Below are 18,435 nucleotides of genomic sequence, written 5' to 3'. Positions count from 1 at the left end.
TCCTTTTTGTGTTTCTTCATGCATTTCCACGATCGACATCGTTCCTCTGAAATTGGATCACTCCAATCATCAGCAATGCCGCCGAGAGAGCCAGGAGGCTCCAGATCGTTCCCCAGCGCCAGCCATTCTGGATGGGGCTGCCATAGGCATAGAGAATAGAGAACCATTGTACCCAATCTGGCAGGTGGAGCAGGGAGCGAAGCAGATCAATCATAAAGGCCACTGCAAGATAGGTACCCACAAGCCCCGTAATGATGCTGCTGCGCAGACGACCCGCTACTGCATAGACAAAGGTGAGAAGTACCAGTTCAAGCGGTAGGATACTGAGCGAGGCCGCCATAACCTTCGCGGAATCGACTGCTAGATTGCTCAAATGAGCCGATATCACAACCGTTGGCCAGGCCAGGATAGGAATGATAAGCGCATAAACGAAGAGTGCACCAGCGTGTTGTAAAAGCAGACGAACGCGAGAGACTGGTGTGCTTAAGACCAGCTCGAGCCTTCCGCTATCGAGAGTACTGGCCCATTTAAGCGCCAGTGTAAAGATGAAGACCGTCGCTAAGGCGGGCAGAAATTGATAGATCGCATACGCCAGAAAACCGGCATTTGTAGTAATATCATGCCCGCTCAAAAGCTGAGCGATCGGCGAATTTTGAGAGAGAAGCTTGCGTATTGGATCCAGCATCGTTGTTGTCAGTGTTGTAATCCAGCCAGCGTAGGCCAGCAGGGAGATAATCCACCATAAAGCTGGCGTCTTGCCATTCTGAAGCGTGCGGGTGAAAAATGAACGTACAGAGATATCCTTCCAGGCCCGTTGTAATGACTGCTGTCGTGTCAGCGGTTTCGTCAGAGAAAGGGCCCCGCTCCAACCAGCAAAGGCGACTCCACCGAGATCGCGCTGCGTATAGAGCCAGAAACTGAGTCCACTAAACAGCAGCGTGAGGCCAATTAAGAGGAGAGCTGCCTCTGGATGGTTACTAAAAGAAGAGATGAGCGGCTTATTCTGGCTATAGTAATAGAGAGGTGAGAGGCGTTGCAGCCATTCTCCATGCTGGATCGTTCGTCCCGTTCCATCGAGAACAAAGGCATAGGCGATAATTCCGCCAGCCCATCCTGCGGCAGCCCCACGGCTGCGCAGACATTGTGAGAGCAGGAGCGAAAGACTGGCAAAAAAGATAGCATACAGACTGACATCAAGACCAGCCAGGAGAGCGCGGCCAGCCTCAATCTCCACTTTAGCGCTGGCCTCACCAATGATAGCCCCTAACGCAATGAGAAGCCCCACACCAAGTAAAGCGCTGATCAGCGCAAAGTATTTCTCAAGGAGATAGCGTGTGCGTGAGAGAGGGACGCTTAGCAGAAGATCACTGGCTCGTCGCTCCTCCTCGCCACGTACAAGATTGGCACCCGCCAGTACAGCCCAGATTGCCAGCATCGAAGGGACAAAGAAACCCAGTAAGCGCCACGTGGCATACCCTTGAATAGTCTGGAGAGCGATAGGATCTGCAATAAACTTCAAGCTTTGTGCAAGCTCAAGGATACCAGCATCGCCTCCCTGGCTGGAATATTGAGAGCTAAACGTCGCAAACACGGCCAGGATCACCAATCCTAAGCCCAGGCCCCAGTAAAGGACAGTAAAGCGATAATCGCGGAGGGTCTTGCTCCAAACAGTATGGAACATGCTTTTCTCTACCTTTCATCATCATTACCTGTAAGCGAATGATGACAAGCAGCACAATTCATCACAGGAACAGACAATTGTGTTGACGTCTTATGGTCGATTGATCAGATTTATTAAGCAAGACTTTTTTTATGTGGCTGTGCGGCTTCGTTGGCATAGAAGCGCAGAAAGATCTCTTCCAGATTTGGTTCATGAGTGAGAATATTGTAAGCCTCATGCTGAGCAGCGATCTGAATAATTGGTTGCAGGCTCCCCTGCGTAGTCAGGCGAATAGTATGACCATTGGGCTCCAGAATGGAATTGAGCACACCAGGGATCTGAGCAAACCATTCCAGCGTGGCAGGTTGTTGGAACGTAATCTCAATATCGTGCTGCTTAAAGTCTTTCAGGCGAGCGACCTCGTTGACCTGAATAATCTGCCCTTCGCGGATAATTGCCACGCGATCGCAGGTATGTTCCACCTCTGGGAGAATGTGGGACGAAAGAAAGATGGTGCGGCCCTCCGCATGAGTCTCTTGAACCAGTTTATAGAACTCCTGTTGATTGAGAGGATCGAGTCCGCCAGTTGGCTCATCCAGAATCAGCAGGCGGGGCTTATGCATAAAAGCCTGAACCAGACCAACCTTCTGTTTATTGCCGCGTGAATAGTCACGAAAACGTTTACTGGGATCAAAGTCCAGACGTTCAATTAATTGGCGAACATAATTCTGATCTACCCCGCCGCGTAGATGGCCCAGATAGCTCAGGATCTGAGCGCCCGTTAGAGTGGGATCAAGTGCAAATTCGCCGGGGAGATAGCCAACCAGACGTTTAACGGCTGTCGACTCCTTCCAGCAATCCAGTCCAGCGATAAAAGCCTGTCCAGATGTTGGCTTAAGGAGCCCCATCAGCGTCCGAATCGTCGTTGTTTTGCCAGCCCCATTGGGGCCAAGAAAGCCAAAGACTTCGCCTTCAGCGACCTGTAATTGGATATCTTGAATACCGCGCTGTCTGCCATAGGTTTTGGTCAGATGTTGGAGCTGAATCATCGCGCTCATTCTGTACGTTCCTTTTTCATGTATTTTTCGGCTAAATCTACAACATGGTGTAGTTGCTGCAAAGTATTGTCTTGCTCATCGCTTGTTGGATTGCGCAACGCAAATGTACGTTTGACCGTCTCGGCCATCAAGAGAGCCTTTTCTTCTGACGAGACCTGAAACTCCTCGGGCAGAAACTTATCCGCCATCAGAAAGCCAATTGAGAGAGCCTCCAGAAGATAGATCTGTGTCTGAATGGGGTGATCCTGACGGATGAGCTCATGTTTGCGAAAGAACTCTAACAGTCCATAAAAGGCAGTCAGCTGCTCTTCAATTCCGGTGCGGGCCAACTCTTTTTGTGTGAGTTCGCCCAGGATATCGGCATCTTGTAGGACTGCTGAACGTAAGAGAGGATGTTTGAGCAACATCAACAATGAGTACTTCATCATACCATGAAGCGTATTTCCGTCTGGATCGCGACTCATCTCCTGTTCAACCATGCGGGCACCACGAATCTTTTCGCGCATGAGGAGACTGAGGAACAGATCATCCTTTGTCTTCCAATGGAGATAGATCGTGCCCTTCGCTACCCCAGCCTCACGGGCGATATCATCAATCGTTGTTTTCTTGTAACCGTAACGTAGAATGAGCGAAGAGGCCACATCCAGAATGCGATCTGCACGCTCATCCTGTTTTGTACGATCCTCCTGAGAGTTTGCTGCCTGTTCTGTCACGAAAGCATCATCCTTACTGAACTAAAAGTCTTTCTGTTTTGACTAAATGACCAGATAGTCTTTATTGGTCATTTGGTTTCTCTACTCAAAAGTATAATCAGGAAAGCCGGAAAGTCAAGCGTATAAAATCTGTTTTCCTTGAAGAGAGAATCCTGTTGGTGGTTGAACGTAGAGAGCCCTTGACAGCACCAGATGTTATCAGGTATAATCTCCGTACGGTGTTCGTTAAATGAATGGTGTATTGAAGAATTGAAGAAGTCATCAGCGCGAGAGCGGAGATCGCTCAAAGTCAAAGAAGCTATTTTACAGGCGGCACGAGAGCTAGTTATCGAGCGTGGTCCGGATGGCATTTCATTGCGCGAGATTGCTCGTCGTATTGATTATAGCCCATCAGGGATCTATGAATACTTCGGGAGTGTGCATGAGATTATTGCAGCAGTCAGTGAAGAAGGCTCTGCGCTCTTGCAAGCTGCTTTTACGCGCATTACCGTTCAGCAACCTGTGACGGAACGCCTTGTCGAACTGGGAATGGCTTATCTGGCTTTTGCAGAACAGTATCCAGATTATTTTCTTTTAATCTTTACGCGCCAACAGACTTTATCTGAAGATGTGGGGAAGGAGACACAGCGCGAGGCACCCTATGATACGTTACGCAGCGCTGTACAGGCAGGCATTACCGATGGGACCTTTATCGTCCGGCCAGATTATGATCTGGATCTCATGACGTACCATTGTTGGGTCACCGTTCATGGTATGGCAATGCTTAGACTGACACTTTTAAAAGATTCGCAGGACGATTTTCTGACCATACATCGTCGTGTTTTAGAGCAACTCATCCATAGTTTTACCAGACCACGCTAAAAAATTTTTTTTACATTTAACCGTACAGTGTTCGTTTTAGAAACAGTGTGTTTTAACATAAAGGTAAGAGCATAATGAAAGAGATCGCATCTGGTCGTTATACTGCTCATATTGAAGGGCCATTTGTTGTGTTTATCCTGGGAATGCGTATCAATCGTTTCTGGGCTTTCAGAAAATGGTTTGCGGTTGTGAAAGCGATGGCTCCTATGATGAAAGAGCTTTACACGCACCCTGAGACAGGTTTTCTGGGTGGTCGATCATCTCTAACGCCCTGGCGAGAGATCACCGTTATCCAATACTGGCGTTCTTTCGAAGCATTAGAGCATTTTGCACGTAGCAAAGACTCATCACATTTACCGGCGTGGCAGCAGTTTAACAAAAGCATCTCTCCTGATGGATGTGTAGGTATCTGGCATGAGAGCTTTCTGGTCGCCGATCAGCAGTATGAGGCGATCTATCACAACATGCCTATCCATGGACTCGCTGCGGCAACCGAGCATGTTCCGCTGCGAAGAAAAGGTGAGACTGCTCGTCAGCGACTGAAGCAAGATGTGGTACCATCAACGTCTGGTAGATGGTAGAATGAATAGCCTGTAATTGGCAACGGGCCCCGAGATAGCATTCTGTGAAAGAATAGAGCAGCCGTATGGTAGAGCAGCACAAGCAAAAAAAGTTTACGAACCGTTTGAGCAACGAGACCAGCCCTTATCTCCTGCAACATGCTCATAATCCTGTTGATTGGTATCCGTGGGGAGAAGAGGCTTTGCAGAAGGCCCGGCAGGAAGATAAGCCAATCTTATTGAGTGTTGGCTATTCAGCCTGCCATTGGTGCCATGTGATGGAGCATGAATCATTTGAGAACGAGCAGATTGCTCAGATTATGAATCAACATTTTGTCTCCATCAAAGTAGATCGCGAGGAGCGGCCAGATATTGATGGCATTTATATGCAGGCAGTACAGGCGATGACGGGTTCAGGTGGCTGGCCGATGACCGTCTTTCTTATGCCTGATGGACGACCATTCTTCGGGGGGACCTATTTTCCGCCCCAGGATCGTCGTTATGGGCAGCAGGTAAGCCCGGGCTTTCCTCGGATTCTCTTGAATGTTGCCACCGCCTATCGCGAGCATCGGGAAGAGATTGAGGAGCAGGCAACTCAGTTAGCAGAGTATCTGAAAGAGCAGAGCAGTACCCCTCTGCGACCGAAGCGTCCATTGAGCAATCTTCCCGTTGTCTTGACACAGCTTACTCAGGCGGGACTGGCCCTGGCCAAAAGCTTTGATGCTATCTATGGTGGATTTGGCAGTGCGCCAAAGTTCCCCAACACCATGTCACTGGAATTCTTGCTGCGTTTACATCTGCATCAAATGCGTGGAGAGACCCAGAGCATTCGAACAGATGGCATTCCAGCTGAGTTAGAGATAGTTGAGACAAGCTTGCAGAAGATGGCCAATGGAGGGATATACGATCAGCTAGGTGGAGGTTTCCATCGTTACTCCGTAGATGAAGAGTGGCTCGTCCCTCATTTTGAGAAAATGCTCTATGATAATGCCCTCTTAAGCCGTCTCTACCTACACGCATATCTCGTTACAGGCAATGCATTCTATCGACGCATTGTGGAAGAGACACTGGAGTATATACGGCGAGAGATGCTCTCACCCGAGGGAGGCTTTTACTCCACCCAGGATGCTGACAGCGAGGGACACGAAGGGAAATTCTTTGTCTGGACACCAGCGGAGATTGAAAGCGTGCTTCCTCAGCAGGATGCACGCCTGTTTCAGGCGTATTATGATGTCACGGCTGGAGGAAACTTCGAGGGGAAGAATATTCTGCATGTGGAGGAACATGCGGAAACGGTTGCTCAGAGACTGGGAGTCAGTCTATCAGAGCTACAAGAGAGCCTTCAGCGCAGCCGGGCCAGCCTGTTCGAGCTTCGCGAGCAGCGTATCAAGCCAGCGCGTGACGAGAAGATCTTAACCTCCTGGAATGGACTTATGCTGCGCAGCTTTGCCGAAGCTGGTCGCTATCTTGGACGAGAGGATTATCTTCAGATCGCGCAGCAGAATGCAGAATTTCTCCTCTCCAATCTGCGTCATGAGGGACGGCTCCTGCGCACTTATAAGGATGGTCGCGCCCGTCTCAATGGTTACCTCGAAGATTATACCTTCTTAGCAGACGGACTTTTAGCCCTCTATGAAGCTGATTTCCAGCCGCGCTGGCTCAGCGAGGCCAGAGCCTTGATAGAGCAGACAATTGAGTTGTTTGTAGATACAGAGAATGGCGGCTTCTTCGAAACAGGCCAGGATCATGAGGCATTAATTAATCGTCCAAAGGATATCATGGATAACGCCATACCAGCTGGAAATAGCGTTGCCATCGACGTCCTGTTGCGTTTATTTGCCTTCACAGGTGAGCAGAGCTATCGCGAGCGAGCTGATAGCTATCTGCAACCGCTGGCCGAACTTTTTGTGCAGTATCCTCAGACCTTTGGCCATGTGCTGGGGGCACTGGACTTTGCACTTTCAGCCAGTCAGGAGCTTGCCATTATCGGCCATCCTGAGGATCGTGAGACTCAGGCGCTCTTAGCCGTGATCAATCAAAGGTATCGTCCGAATAGCGTGCTTGCCTCCGGGGAGCCAGCTGGTGCAGAAGCGCCTGTCCCCTTACTGGCAGAGCGGCCCCTTAAGGATGGGCGAGCAACGGCATATGTCTGTCGGAACTTTGCCTGTCAGGCTCCCGTCACCACTCCTGAAGAACTGATGGCACTCTTGTAACCCGCCTGAAGCGTAGGGAGTGAGAGAGTGGAGAGGGTGATGATGATCATCAAGAAGGCATGTGCGTATAGGGCGTGTGTATAGAGAAGGAAGGTAGCGGAGAGGAAAGCTGTGGGAGCATCCTCAAGAATTTCATGAGGGTGGAACAGGGTGGGAGTGGGTGATGATGCTCATCAAGAAGGCGTGTGAGTATAGGGCGTGCGTATAGAGAAGGAAGGTAGCGGAGAGGGTAACCGTGGGAGCATCCTCACGATTTTCATGAGGGTGGAACAGGGTTGGAGTGGGTTACCACGGCCATCATGAATGATGGGCTCTACATGTTTAAGCGATAAATCGCATTTTATGGTCGATTTATCGCTTAATTTTGCTGTGAGATATTTCATTTTAACATGGTTTATAACATATTTGAGCGACTGGCGCATACAGAGCGGCTAATAAATACTTAGTCATTCGCGTAACGTATCTCTCCACGGACCTCATGGCGGCAGAGGAGTCCTTGTTGACTTAACATCTCGAGAGCCTGCGAGGCTGCCTTTATCTCCGGACGACCGACTGACCTTTTGCCTTTTGGTAAAAATTGTTGTGCAACCTGTTCTGCTGTTAACACAGTTAGTTGTGTGTGATCCTGTAGATACTGTTGCAGGGAATGGATATACCAGGAGACCAGTTGTGCTGTACGGTTGCTATGAGCCGGGAGAGCCACCAGTACGGGACAGGGAGCTCGCTTTAAGATCTGAGCCGAGACACTTCCAAAGAAAAAACGGCGACACTGCTGCCAGAATCCATGACCGTGGTTGCCTATCACAATCAGATGCACATGGCGCTCATTGGCAACCTTAATAATCTCATCGGCTGGTGCCCCCATACAGATAAGCTCTTCAATATCGTCATACTCAAAACCACGCTGCTGAAAAAAAGCACGCGTCTTTTGTAAGAGCAGACGTGCTTCCTGTTGTTGATTATAGGAGGGTGGAGTTCTACTGGCCTGTTCAAGCGCATAAGTAGAAGGGGGGATAAGGATATGTGTGGGAGGGAGGACCGTTAAAAGAAGAAGAGAAAAAGAATGCTCAGATGTTTCAATCAAATCATAGACCGTCTGTAATTGATACTGCGTTGAAGGAGAAAATGGGCGTTCAACTCCCAACAAGATGTAGCGTCGCATCCTTATTGGCTCCTTCCAATTTTGTGGAATACTTCACACCAGAGTGGTTACATGTGACATTGTCAAATCTGTGTGTAAAGAGTATTCTTCTCTCATAGAAGAGTATAGCCGCTTTGCGGAGAAGAGGCAAGAATCCAGACCTGGCATATATTGCATGAATGCTTGAAATTGATTATACTACATTTGGCTGGATGGGTTCGAGCAGAATTTCAGGCCAGGCTTCCTCTTCCTAAGAATTCAAATGAAAAATGTGTATAACCCTTCTATTCTTTTTCCTTTTTTTAAACCTAAAAATGATTTTAATTCCACTAAAGAAAGTGGCATAATAGAGAACATTTGATTATCTATCGAGAAAAACGTTTACACATTTAAAGTATGAGTCTGTAAAGGACGTTTTAAAATCCGCACTTCAGTTAAAACTGGAGGGAAGTAGGAAATATGGGTATCAGAATGGAACCACCGCTTGATGAGATGAGCCTGTCTGTCCTGAGAGAATATAGCTTGCGTGAGATGGGGAAGTTTCGTCGTAAAGAGGAGAGCAACGACACCTATTGTTTAGAGATTTTTCGCCGTGCTGTCGTTTTACGGCATAATGCGGCCTGGGAAACCCTACAAGGGCTATTTAGCGACAACATTCGTATCTGGCTGGGAGCACATTCTCATCGCGAGCTTGCGCTACGCCGCGAGAGCGAGCAGACCTACATTGATGATACCTTTCGCCGTTTCTGGCAGGCAGTAAGCGACCAGGGACTGACCTTTAAGACCTTAGGAAGCGCCCTGAATTATTTACGTTTATGCCTTCATTGTGCCATTATGGATACTGTTCGTCAGCATGCGCGCCACTCGATTGAGCGTATTCCAGAGCAAGGACAGCCAAACGAGCCACAGGTTGAAGATAGTTATCATGAAACCGAGCTATGGGAAGCGATAAAAAGCCTCTTACCGGGGGAGAGAGAGCAACGTGTAGCTTATTTACTGTTTCATTGTAATCTAAAACCTCGCGAGATTATTCGGTATTGTCCACAAGAGTTTCAGAATGAAGAAGAGATCTATCGCCTCAAGCGGAATATCATGGAGCGTATCCTGCGCAACACAGCCATTTTACGCTGGAAATTGGATGGGAATGAGCACAATTAAGTTGATATACCTGCACTGACTCTTAAGATGAGCTAACTTTCCCGGTACCTGGAAGTATCTTGCTTCGTATAAAAAGTGATCACAAAAAAATATGCTGATCGTCGTTTATACAGCGAGAAACAAAATAGCTGTATATGGTGCTGAAAAATATACTTTTATAGAGGGAAAGTTAATGCTAGACTGTCTACACTCAATGGCCCCCAATGATGAGGAACTTTTGAGATACGTATTAGATGAAAAACCTTTAGCCACTCAAGTGAAGTCGCATGTGGAGCATTGTGTTGTCTGTCAGCAACGACTATCAACCTATGCTGAGATGGATCAGCGCCTGGTACAGGGCCTCTATCGTTCACAGTGTCCGACACCAACAGAGTTGAGCTTATATTGCGCACAGCAAATGTCTGTTGCACAGATTATGCAGATTACTGATCATGTCAAGATGTGCCCGCTTTGTGGAAGTGAGTTGGAGCTTACGCGTCGTTTCTTACAGAGTGACCTGTTTCCCGAGCCTGTGCAGAAAGAGGCCTTAAAACAGCACTTGCAGCGTATTATTGCGAGCCTTGTTCCATGGCAACCGGTGCTGGTAACGCGACGCGAGGAGCAGCTCCCAACCGAGGCGCGTTGGCCAAGACAATATCGTGCTGATGCAATCAATCTCTCCTTGCATCTCTCTCGTGCCAGTAGTGGTGAGGCAATGTTGTTAGGGCTGATCACCAGTTCGAAGGATGAAGAGGCTGTTGATGAGTTTGAAGGACGTAAAGCCGAGCTGTATCTGTTAGACAGTTGTGAGACGTCTCAATTAGCAGAGCAAGATGGCAGGCAGCAGAATGAACGTGCGCTCTTGACCAGCTATGTTGATGATCTAGGTAATCTTGTTTTTAAAGCGGTCCCCACAGGAGCCTATAGGATGATTGTCCATCTACCTACATGTGAGATGGTGATCAATAATCTCCGGATTGAGTATCCGTAAGCTAGCAGTTGTCATGTCCGTCTGTGACGCTCGATGGAAGTCTCGAGTGAAGAGAGAAATCCATCGTAAGGATCTCTCGCGTGGAGACCGTGTTTCGTGTGTTTGTGTATTGAGAAAGGGACACATGTGAGCACAGATGAACAGGTTTTTGTGCACCAATTACGCGACCTTCCTCTAGAAGAAGGTCGTATTTTTATTCAAGCTCATCTTCATGAACTTCCCCCTCCCGATATCCTCAAGATTCTTTTAAAAGATGAGTCTTTGCGCCAGCGCGACATTCACCCTTTTACCGCACTAAAACTTGCTGAGCAGCTGTTATTTTATAGTGAGCTGGTTCAATCGCGTTCAGCCTATGGTTTTGGTTTAATGGCTAAGGGCGATTCCCTTTCTATCTTAGGGCAGGAGCAGGCGACGGTAGATATTTTGGAAGAGGCAGCATCGATATTTTTATTTTTGGGGGAGGAGGTAAATTGGGCTCGCACCAGGATTGGCTGGATTGTTTCCAGTGCCTGGTTGGGACGAGCTGAGGAAGCTTTGCAGGTTGCAGAGGAGGCACGCGCTGTCTTTTTACGGCATCAGGAGCTCTTACGGGTCTGTGCACTGGATCATAATTGTGCAGTCATCTACTCGCAGATTGGGAATTATCGTAAGGCTCTGGAGACCTACGAACGTCTCTTGCAGATCTACGCTACCTTGCCCAACCAGAGCGAACAATTTATTACACATGCTATCGCTATGGTCAAACTAAATCAAGGTCGTAATCTCTCCTGGCTGGGGGAATTTGAGCAGGCCCGTCAACTCCTGGAGGAAGCAAGCGAAAGTTTTCAGGCTTTACGTCATATCGGCCCCTGGCTCAGATGCGAGGATGGTCTGGCACAATTGGATGTTCTACAGGGCCATTATGGATCAGCGCTCCGTCGTTATTATCAGATGCGCGATCGTAGTGAGCAGCAACAGCTAGCCAGCCCAACGTTTGCGATCCTGATGCAGCGCATTGCCAGTTGTCTGCTCAAACTCAATCGCATAACCGAGGCCAATCATCTGACAGCGGAGTCCGTAGAGATCTGCCGTCGATTGGGAGCCTCTCTGGATGTGGCCACGGCGCTGCGTGAATATGCAACGACCTTGATTGCGGGGCAACGTTTTAAGGATGCTTTACATGTGTTAGATGAGGCCTGGACCCTTTTTTCGGAAGGGAAATTGCTCCATCACGCTATGATTACACGGTTGCAGCAGACCTCTTTGCTATTAACAATGGGCCAATTTTACGAGGCCTATGAGCAAGCCAGCCAGCTTAAAACCTATTTTGATGAGCGCCAACTGGTTGTGCGTGCGACCGGGGCGCGCCTTGTGATGGCTGAGGCTCTGCTTCAACTGATGCAGCAACCAGAATTTCTGCTCTCGCCCGCTCATAAAGATGCCTATCAACAGGAGGTTCGCGCACTGACTCAGGAAGTGATCGAGTTTACACGCCGGTATATCTTGCGCGAAGAAGGATATAGAGCCCTGTATTTATTGGGTCAGATGGCAGCTTTAGAGGAGCACTATGCTGAGGCTGAGTCCTATTATGAAGCTGCTATTGAACAGATTGAGCAGATACTGGAGAATCTGGTTGTCGATCTACTGCCAGCATTTTTACATTCTACCTGGAAAGTCTATGAAGCTATGATTGCCCTTGGTTTGCAGCAGCGACGTCTGGCATTTGCCTTTCAGTATCTTGAACGAGCGCGTTCTCTGGCACTGCGTCATTATTTTGTTGCAACGCAGCCTGATGAGCAGATTAGATATGAACCATCCGAGATTGTCCTTCGTCAAGAGAAACAGGCAGAGCTGCTGCGTATCCAGACAGAGTTTCATGAATGGCAGGCCCGCTATCGTCGTTCCAGTCAGCAGCTTGAGAGCTTTGATCAGATACTTGCCCCTGGCGTTGGCCGTCAGGCTCTAGAGCAGGAGGTGCGCCGCAACGAAGAGAAGGTCAGCGAGCTCTTTGAGAGGCTACATCTGCAGCAGTTTGTATCATCTCGCACCGATGAAAAACCCTTCCTGGATCGAATAAATCGGAGCAGCGAATACGAAGTATCGCGATTGCAGCCCTATCTGAGAGAGCAGCAGCTTCTGTTAGCTTATTTCCTCTATAAAGGGAAGCTTGTCATCCTGGCTCTAACACGGGATGAGATCAAATGTGTTGAGCAAGAGAATGGTATAGAGGTATTAGAGCGGCTCTTACCCCCTCTCTATGCGCACCTGGAACCTGGTGGCTGGCCTGATCCACTGCATCCGCCACAGCAAGCGATTCGCAAGCTGCTTCACAAACTTTATGGCCTCTTGCTTGCTCCTATTGCTGATTGGCTGCCAGAGCGATCTGGAGAGTTAACGATTGTGCCATATGGATTGCTGCACAACTTGCCTTTTCATGCGCTGTATGATGGGGAGCAATTTCTGATTGAGCGCTTCCAGATCAACTATCTGCCAGCGGCCAGCCTTCTGCCTCAATTGCATGCTGAAGCTCTGGAGGAGAGCAAGATGGCTCCCGTCGTCTTTGGCTATTCTGGACAGGGGCAACTGCCTCGCGCTCTGGAAGAAGCTCAGATGGTGCAACAATTATTGCATGGAGTGAGTTTCCTCGAGAGTGAAGCAACAATTGGACAATTACAGCAACAGGTTGTAGGAAGACCACTGATTCATCTGGCTACCCATGGACAATGTCGCTTAGATGCACCTAATTTCTCCTACGTGCGTCTGGCAGATGGACAGTTGAATGCAATTGATGCCTTTGGTCTGAATCTCAAGCAGTGCCAATTAGTGACTTTAAGCGGATGTGAAACGGGACTTGCGCTAACAGGAGGCGGTGATGAGCAGCTAGGGCTTGGCCGAGCCTTCCTGGCAGCTGGAGCAGCCTCATTGGTAATGAGCCTCTGGCCTGTAGAAGATGCAGCTACAAATGAATTGATGATTCTATTCTATCAGCATCTATTGCAGGGTGAAGGGAAGGCTCAGGCTCTTAGAGCCGCGCAATGCGATCTTTTGCGGCGAAGTTCTCAGAGCGAAGCCCAGTATCGCCATCCCTACTTCTGGGCAGCCTTCCGTCTGGTTGGGAATACCGCACCGCTCTGTTTTCATCAGGTAGAGCATTGATAAATGATCGAAGCTATCCAGCTTACACCAGAGATATGCACCTAAAAAAAAACCACACTGACGTATAACTTGCGAGAAAGATTATTATTGCGTAGAAAAATGTATGGTCGATATATTGGGAGGACGCTTATATGGTACAGAAGCAGCCATCAATACCTCGCTCCTGGTGGAGTAAAATGGTTATCTACTGGTTAGATAATCAGGTGGCACTCAATTTTCACTCTTCACTTCCGATCACAGCAGGACGACAAGCGATTATTAATTCATTGGGATTAGATGAAATTAATCAATATTTAAATATGCGTGGGTACAATCTTGTTGCTTTTGGATCTGAGGATGTCCCCTTTGTCCCAACAGCTGTAGATGGGGCCATTGCTTCTACTGGCTATAATCAGCTCAATGTTTCGGAGCAGACGGAGGCCGGGCAGGCTCGTGAGCCATTAAATAGTCTGATTGGGAAATATCTGTTTCAGCCAGTTCATGGTACAGGGACGCTTGTCATCTGCTTTTTTCATCTGGAACAGACGAGTGTCTATTCAACTGCTGGGGCCTCTATTCTGGGCTTAAGTGGAGCCGTCTCAGTTCCTTATGGATCAGGAGCTTATAGCCCGAACGATCCGACACGGTACGTCATCAACTTGATTAATAACGAGAGCAGCATTATTCGGCGCGAGCTCGATGGGCGTGCACTGATCAATGCCAGCCCGAATTGGCTCTGTGGTGGGACGCCAATCGAAGGATGTGGAACTCACGGTTGTACGATAGCTCCACCTATTCCAGTGACTGAGGCGGCTCAGAACTGGCATTTCTCGTTGCCAGAACTTGCCCCTGGGTTGCAGCAGCGTACTGGGGCCGGTGTCACGGTATTTGTCCTTGATACGCGTCCACCTGTGCAACAGATTCTTACCACTGCTCAGCAGGCAGGTGAGCAGAATCAATTATTGCAGACATTGGTAACGCAGTTGCAGGCACCTGAGCCAACGTTTGTATTGCATGATACCGAACATTTTCTGCCCAGGCATCTAGAGAATGGAGCGCCCATGCAGCCCTTTACCGGAAGAGACGTGTTTGGCCGTCTGGGCGGGTTTGAGATGTCGGATCATGGTCTATTTGTTGCAGGTATCATTCGTGATCTGGTTCCTGAAGCCAGGATTGAATGTCTGCGGGTATTAAATGACTTTGGGGTCGGGACCGTTGCAGTGCTTGTACAGGCATTAGAGCGCATCCACCACAGGATGCTTGCCGTTAATCCAGATACAGGAGAGGCTGGGGATCTGTATCAGCAGCCAGTCGTGATTAACTTAAGCCTGGTCACTCTCCCTCATCAAGAAGTTCTGGTTCCATTCTGGTCTGGAGGTGCGTATACAGGAGCGGTGCAGCAGACCAATGAAACAGCGTCGTTGACGTTGGGTCTGCAGGCCGCTATTCAAAGCCTGACAGCTTCAGGAGCTATTGTGGTTGGTTCGGCAGGAAATGATTCAGATGCACGTTCTGGCAATAGCAGCGGAGAGCGGATGCAACCTCGTTATCCAGCGGCGTTCCCTGAAGTTCTCTCTGTGGGAGCCGTTGATAAAAGTGGACATGCAGCATCGTATAGCAATTATCCTGTAACGCCCGGGGCATTACAGAACAACGGTATTGCCACGTATGGTGGAGGCGTGCCCATCCCAGTTCTGCCAACACAGCCACGTCCGGAGATCCCTTATAGCGAAGGTTCTCCCTTTGACCCACAGACTATGATTGATGTCGAGCGGCAGACGCTCGATGCCATCGTGGGATTGCACACAGCACCAACGTATCCTGCCTTCTCAACGACTGAGACTCCGCAGAGTTATGCCGCTCCCAATCCAAATGCCTGGGCCTATTGGTCGGGAACTTCATTTGCGACCCCGGTTATCAGTGCAGTAGCAGCCCGTCTTCTTGAGGATCTGCGAGCTACCAATAGTGCATTGCAGCCTTACCAATGGCATCATGAGGTAATGAGCTTCTTTACGCGTCCCCAGGCTCAAGCAGCGCGCGTAAAGGATGGAGAGACCTTTTCATCTGTGCCTGAGTTCAGTACTGGTGGCATCAATGTTGGCCTATTAAAGGCTCAGCAATCTCTTCTGAAAAACTGATCCAGATACAGGGTCGCAACGGTATGGATATAGCATGCCCTATCTCGTATGGTTTCCCTGCTTTAGTCAGAGCCGCTTCGCTGGCTTTCGCCAGCCAGCAGAGCGGCTCTGTCCACATGTGTCCATTTTGGCAGCCTCTTCTTTTGAGTGTCTCCAATGGTGATACCACGAGCCGTCGGGTTGTCCTCGCCACGAGACAACAATGAGGCAACCGCGATCATCCTGCCTGCCGCCTTCAAAGATTAGCGGCGTCTGGTACCGCCAGTGAAAAACTCCAGAATAGCGACCAGAATGCAGGCTCCGATAAAAGAGATAAAGATGCTTCCACAAAACTTAAATGTACCGAGCTCCAGAGCACTGGCAATGATGCCGCCGATCACAGAGCCAATGAGACCCACAATAATATCCCCAAGGCAGCCGAAACCACGGCCACGCACAAACGTTCCAGCGAGTGAGCCCGCAATTAAACCAACGATTAGCCAGGCGATCAGGTTCCCTGGTTGTAGAATTGTTGTCACGTCAACCGTTCTGAATACAAGCATAGTCGAGCTTCCTTATGAGATTATGATAAAGCCCAGAAGGGATGAGCATTTATCATCGATAATAGCTTTTTAGTATCTTCTATACGGACAAGATGATGGATGAGTTGTAACTCAAGACAGTGGAGAGAATGGCCAGGGGTGTAGGCGCAATAAGAGAAAGGGTCGAGAGCCGACCCTTTCTCTTATTGAATGACGTTAAGCTGGGAATAAGTCAGTGCGTGACTAGAAATGAATGAGAGGAGAGCTAGAGTGCACTGCTGCGGCTACTGACTGCACGTAGAATGGCGATCAGAACGCACGCGCCGATAAATGCAACCACAATACTGCCCCAGAAGCCAAAGTTTTGTCCTGGGATCAAAAGGTTCGCCACCAGACCCCCAACAAATGCTCCGATCAGCCCCACAATCACATCGCCAATAACGCCGTAGCCACCTCCGCGCATGATCGCACTCGCCAGGAAGCCAGCGATCAATCCTACGACAAGCCAGGTAATAATGCCACCTGGATTAAGGGACGCACCAAGCACCATTGAAGTTGCTATCATCTTTTTTTTCTCCTTCTGTAGCCTCCTGATTGGTACTGAATACGTACGTAGTACAATGATCTTTCTTGCGTGAGAGATTTATACTGGAAATAGATCCAGTATAGTTGTATATCATAGCCAATATTTTTCTATTATACAAGTCAACAAGAGAATATCTTTGATAATAGTCAAAATGAAAAATCGAGTAATGAGAGAAATTTTTGAGTAAGCCTGTTTGTTATATATCAGCAACCTGTCCATTTGTGCATTGTTTATAGTAGAGCGCTATGGTAGGCTATGAGGGAAGTTTTATTTGGTCAACCAGGAGTCTGTGATTTATGTCCTTCGTTTCACCCGTTCCAGAAAAGTCTGCTCACCATGCACCACCAATCGGCCCTGTGAAAAAGATTTACTCAAGACTTGCGTTATCGAATCGCCTGCCCTTAAATGTTTATCTTCTGTTATTATTTACCACAGGAAAAGGTTTTCAACTCTCGATTGCGAACTTAAGCCTTAATTATTATGTGCATAGCCTGGGTTATAAAACCGATTTTATAGGAATTTTTAGTGCCATGTCAGCGCTGGGAGCACTGATAGGAGCTGTTCCTACAGGGATGCTGGCAGATCGTTGGGGGCGTAAGCCAGTTTTATTATTGACGGCTGTCCTCTCGCCTCTTTTTCTTGCGCTGACTGCCCTTGCTACTTCAGCTCCCTGGTTGTTAGGTTTAAATTTATTACAGGGCTTCGTCTCCACGGCTTATTGGGTAACGAACCTGCCTCTTTTAACAGAGAGCACAAAGGAAGAGCAGAGAGTAGGAGTCTTTGCCCTGAATAGTTTTTTATTACTGGGTATTGGATCGCTGGGAAATCTTTTAGGGGGAGCTATTCCAGAGCTGGTGGGTGGAATCATCCATGTCTCAGCTGGCAGTACAGTGCCATTGCGTTGGGGCGTCTTTGCGGCGGCCTCTTTTACATTCCTCTTTGGATTACCACTCTGGATGCTCCGCGAGCCTCGGAGAGCCTCACAGAGAAAGAGTGCTCAGTCAGAAGCGGCCAACGTTCTTGCTGCAGAAGAGAGCGGAGCACGAGCAAAGCCCACGTGGCTCCTCTTTGGTCAGCTTCTACTGCCAGATCTCCTTTTTACCACAGGAGAAGGGGCGGTCGTTGCATTGATCCAGATCTACTTTGTCTTGCGCTTTCAACTTCTGCCAGGATCTTTGGGGATTATTTTCACCATCTCCGGTCTCACGGGTGGAATCTTCGCCTTAGCTGCACCATTATTTGTGAAGAGATGGAGTAAGCTCCGTATTGTCACAATTGTGCAATACATGAGCGCACCTCTTATGCTTTTAATTGGTTATGCGCCGTCTCTACCAATTGCAATCACAGGTGAGTATGCACGTTCATTCTTGCGTACTTTGATTGAGCCTGTTTATGCGGCATTTGCCATGGAACAGGCCTCATCTCGCCAGAGAGCAATGCTTTCGGGACTTTACTCTGTTACCTGGAGCATTGGTTTTAGCGTTGGTCCAGCGATTGCGGGATGGTTGCAGACAAACATCAGCCTCTCAATGGCCTTTGTTTTTGGAGCGATCTGTTTATTGATGGCCCCAAGCATGTTATTAATTTCATTTGGCCGAAAAAGGGAGCCAATGCAGACAAATGCATAAATATATGGTCCCAATTGTGACAAAAAACACAGCGTTGCCGTCATTGAAAGTGTATACTTGATACAGTACAGACTATAATGCGAGAAGTATAGTTACCATCTTGTGGCGCATTTG

General features: G+C 48.6%; 15 protein-coding genes. 8 read left to right on the top strand and 7 right to left on the bottom strand.

All coding sequences use genetic code 11. The features are described from left to right. Nucleotides 1–16 precede the first annotated feature (16 nt). From EL628_RS19230 to EL628_RS19220, 3 genes are all read right to left on the bottom strand, one after another. Nucleotides 17–1,681: an efflux permease Rv1217c-related protein gene (locus tag EL628_RS19230; RefSeq protein WP_126581527.1), complete on the bottom strand. Its 1,665-nt coding sequence runs from the start codon at nt 1,679–1,681 to the stop codon at nt 17–19. 113 nt (nt 1,682–1,794) lie between these two features. Continuing rightward, on the bottom strand, nt 1,795–2,718 hold the full coding sequence (locus EL628_RS19225) for an ABC transporter ATP-binding protein (RefSeq protein WP_126581526.1): 924 nt from the start codon (nt 2,716–2,718) through the stop codon (nt 1,795–1,797). Beyond that, nucleotides 2,715–3,431: a TetR/AcrR family transcriptional regulator gene (locus EL628_RS19220; RefSeq protein WP_126581525.1), complete on the bottom strand. Its 717-nt coding sequence runs from the start codon at nt 3,429–3,431 to the stop codon at nt 2,715–2,717. Before EL628_RS19220 ends, EL628_RS19225 begins: the two co-directional genes overlap by 4 nt. 249 nt (nt 3,432–3,680) lie before the next feature. On the opposite strand from EL628_RS19220, the gene EL628_RS19215 reads away from it, so the two are divergent. The 3 genes from EL628_RS19215 (at nt 3,681) to EL628_RS19205 (ending at nt 7,065) form a co-directional block, all read left to right on the top strand. Next, complete coding sequence (locus EL628_RS19215; protein ID WP_161975612.1) at nt 3,681–4,292, top strand: TetR/AcrR family transcriptional regulator; 612 nt, start codon at nt 3,681–3,683, stop codon at nt 4,290–4,292. A gap of 74 nt (nt 4,293–4,366) precedes the next feature. Further along, nucleotides 4,367–4,873: a DUF4188 domain-containing protein gene (locus tag EL628_RS19210; RefSeq protein WP_126581523.1), complete on the top strand. Its 507-nt coding sequence runs from the start codon at nt 4,367–4,369 to the stop codon at nt 4,871–4,873. 65 nt (nt 4,874–4,938) lie between these two features. Then, nucleotides 4,939–7,065 carry a thioredoxin domain-containing protein gene (locus tag EL628_RS19205; RefSeq protein ID WP_126581522.1) on the top strand — a complete coding sequence of 709 codons (2,127 nt, stop codon included), beginning with the start codon at nt 4,939–4,941 and terminating at the stop codon, nt 7,063–7,065. Between the two features lie 442 nt (nt 7,066–7,507). Here the strand turns inward: EL628_RS19205 and EL628_RS19200 are convergent, their stop codons facing one another. Continuing rightward, on the bottom strand, nt 7,508–8,227 hold the full coding sequence (locus tag EL628_RS19200) for a universal stress protein (protein WP_126581521.1): 720 nt from the start codon (nt 8,225–8,227) through the stop codon (nt 7,508–7,510). 438 nt (nt 8,228–8,665) lie between these two features. Here EL628_RS19200 and EL628_RS19195 point away from each other — a divergent pair, with 438 nt between their 5' ends. The 4 genes from EL628_RS19195 to EL628_RS19180 all read left to right on the top strand — a co-directional run bounded on the left by EL628_RS19195 (nt 8,666) and on the right by EL628_RS19180 (nt 15,586). Further along, nucleotides 8,666–9,364, top strand: a complete 699-nt coding sequence (locus tag EL628_RS19195) for a hypothetical protein (RefSeq protein WP_126581520.1) — start codon at nt 8,666–8,668, stop codon at nt 9,362–9,364. A 172-nt stretch (nt 9,365–9,536) separates the two neighbouring features. Next, nucleotides 9,537–10,334, top strand: coding sequence for a hypothetical protein (locus EL628_RS19190; protein WP_136626716.1), 798 nt, complete (start codon nt 9,537–9,539; stop codon nt 10,332–10,334). 126 nt (nt 10,335–10,460) lie between these two features. Then, nucleotides 10,461–13,469, top strand: a complete 3,009-nt coding sequence (locus EL628_RS19185; protein WP_126581518.1) for a CHAT domain-containing protein — start codon at nt 10,461–10,463, stop codon at nt 13,467–13,469. Nucleotides 13,470–13,600: 131 nt separating this feature from the next. Then, complete coding sequence (locus EL628_RS19180; RefSeq protein WP_126581517.1) at nt 13,601–15,586, top strand: S8 family peptidase; 1,986 nt, start codon at nt 13,601–13,603, stop codon at nt 15,584–15,586. A 62-nt stretch (nt 15,587–15,648) separates the two neighbouring features. On the opposite strand, the gene EL628_RS29910 is transcribed toward EL628_RS19180, so the two are convergent. The 3 genes from EL628_RS29910 to EL628_RS19170 all read right to left on the bottom strand — a co-directional run bounded on the left by EL628_RS29910 (nt 15,649) and on the right by EL628_RS19170 (nt 16,672). Continuing rightward, complete coding sequence (locus tag EL628_RS29910; RefSeq protein ID WP_161975611.1) at nt 15,649–15,807, bottom strand: hypothetical protein; 159 nt, start codon at nt 15,805–15,807, stop codon at nt 15,649–15,651. 21 nt (nt 15,808–15,828) lie between these two features. Then, a complete protein-coding gene (locus tag EL628_RS19175) occupies nt 15,829–16,128 on the bottom strand; it encodes a GlsB/YeaQ/YmgE family stress response membrane protein (RefSeq protein WP_126581516.1) in 300 nt (99 codons plus the stop codon). Between the two features lie 244 nt (nt 16,129–16,372). Next, entirely contained in the window at nt 16,373–16,672 is a 300-nt protein-coding gene (locus tag EL628_RS19170) for a GlsB/YeaQ/YmgE family stress response membrane protein (RefSeq protein WP_126581515.1), read from the bottom strand. A 317-nt stretch (nt 16,673–16,989) separates the two neighbouring features. Between EL628_RS19170 and EL628_RS19165 the strand changes: the two genes are divergently transcribed. After that, nucleotides 16,990–18,321, top strand: a complete 1,332-nt coding sequence (locus EL628_RS19165) for an MFS transporter (RefSeq protein WP_126581514.1) — start codon at nt 16,990–16,992, stop codon at nt 18,319–18,321. The last annotated feature ends 114 nt before the right edge of the window (nt 18,322–18,435 follow it).

The sequence above is a fragment of the Tengunoibacter tsumagoiensis genome (genome assembly GCF_003967535.1).
Classification (GTDB): Bacteria; Chloroflexota; Ktedonobacteria; order Ktedonobacterales; family Ktedonobacteraceae; genus Tengunoibacter; species Tengunoibacter tsumagoiensis.
The sequence above is the reverse complement of the archived record's forward strand: the minus strand, read 5'-3'. Positions and strand labels throughout refer to the sequence as shown.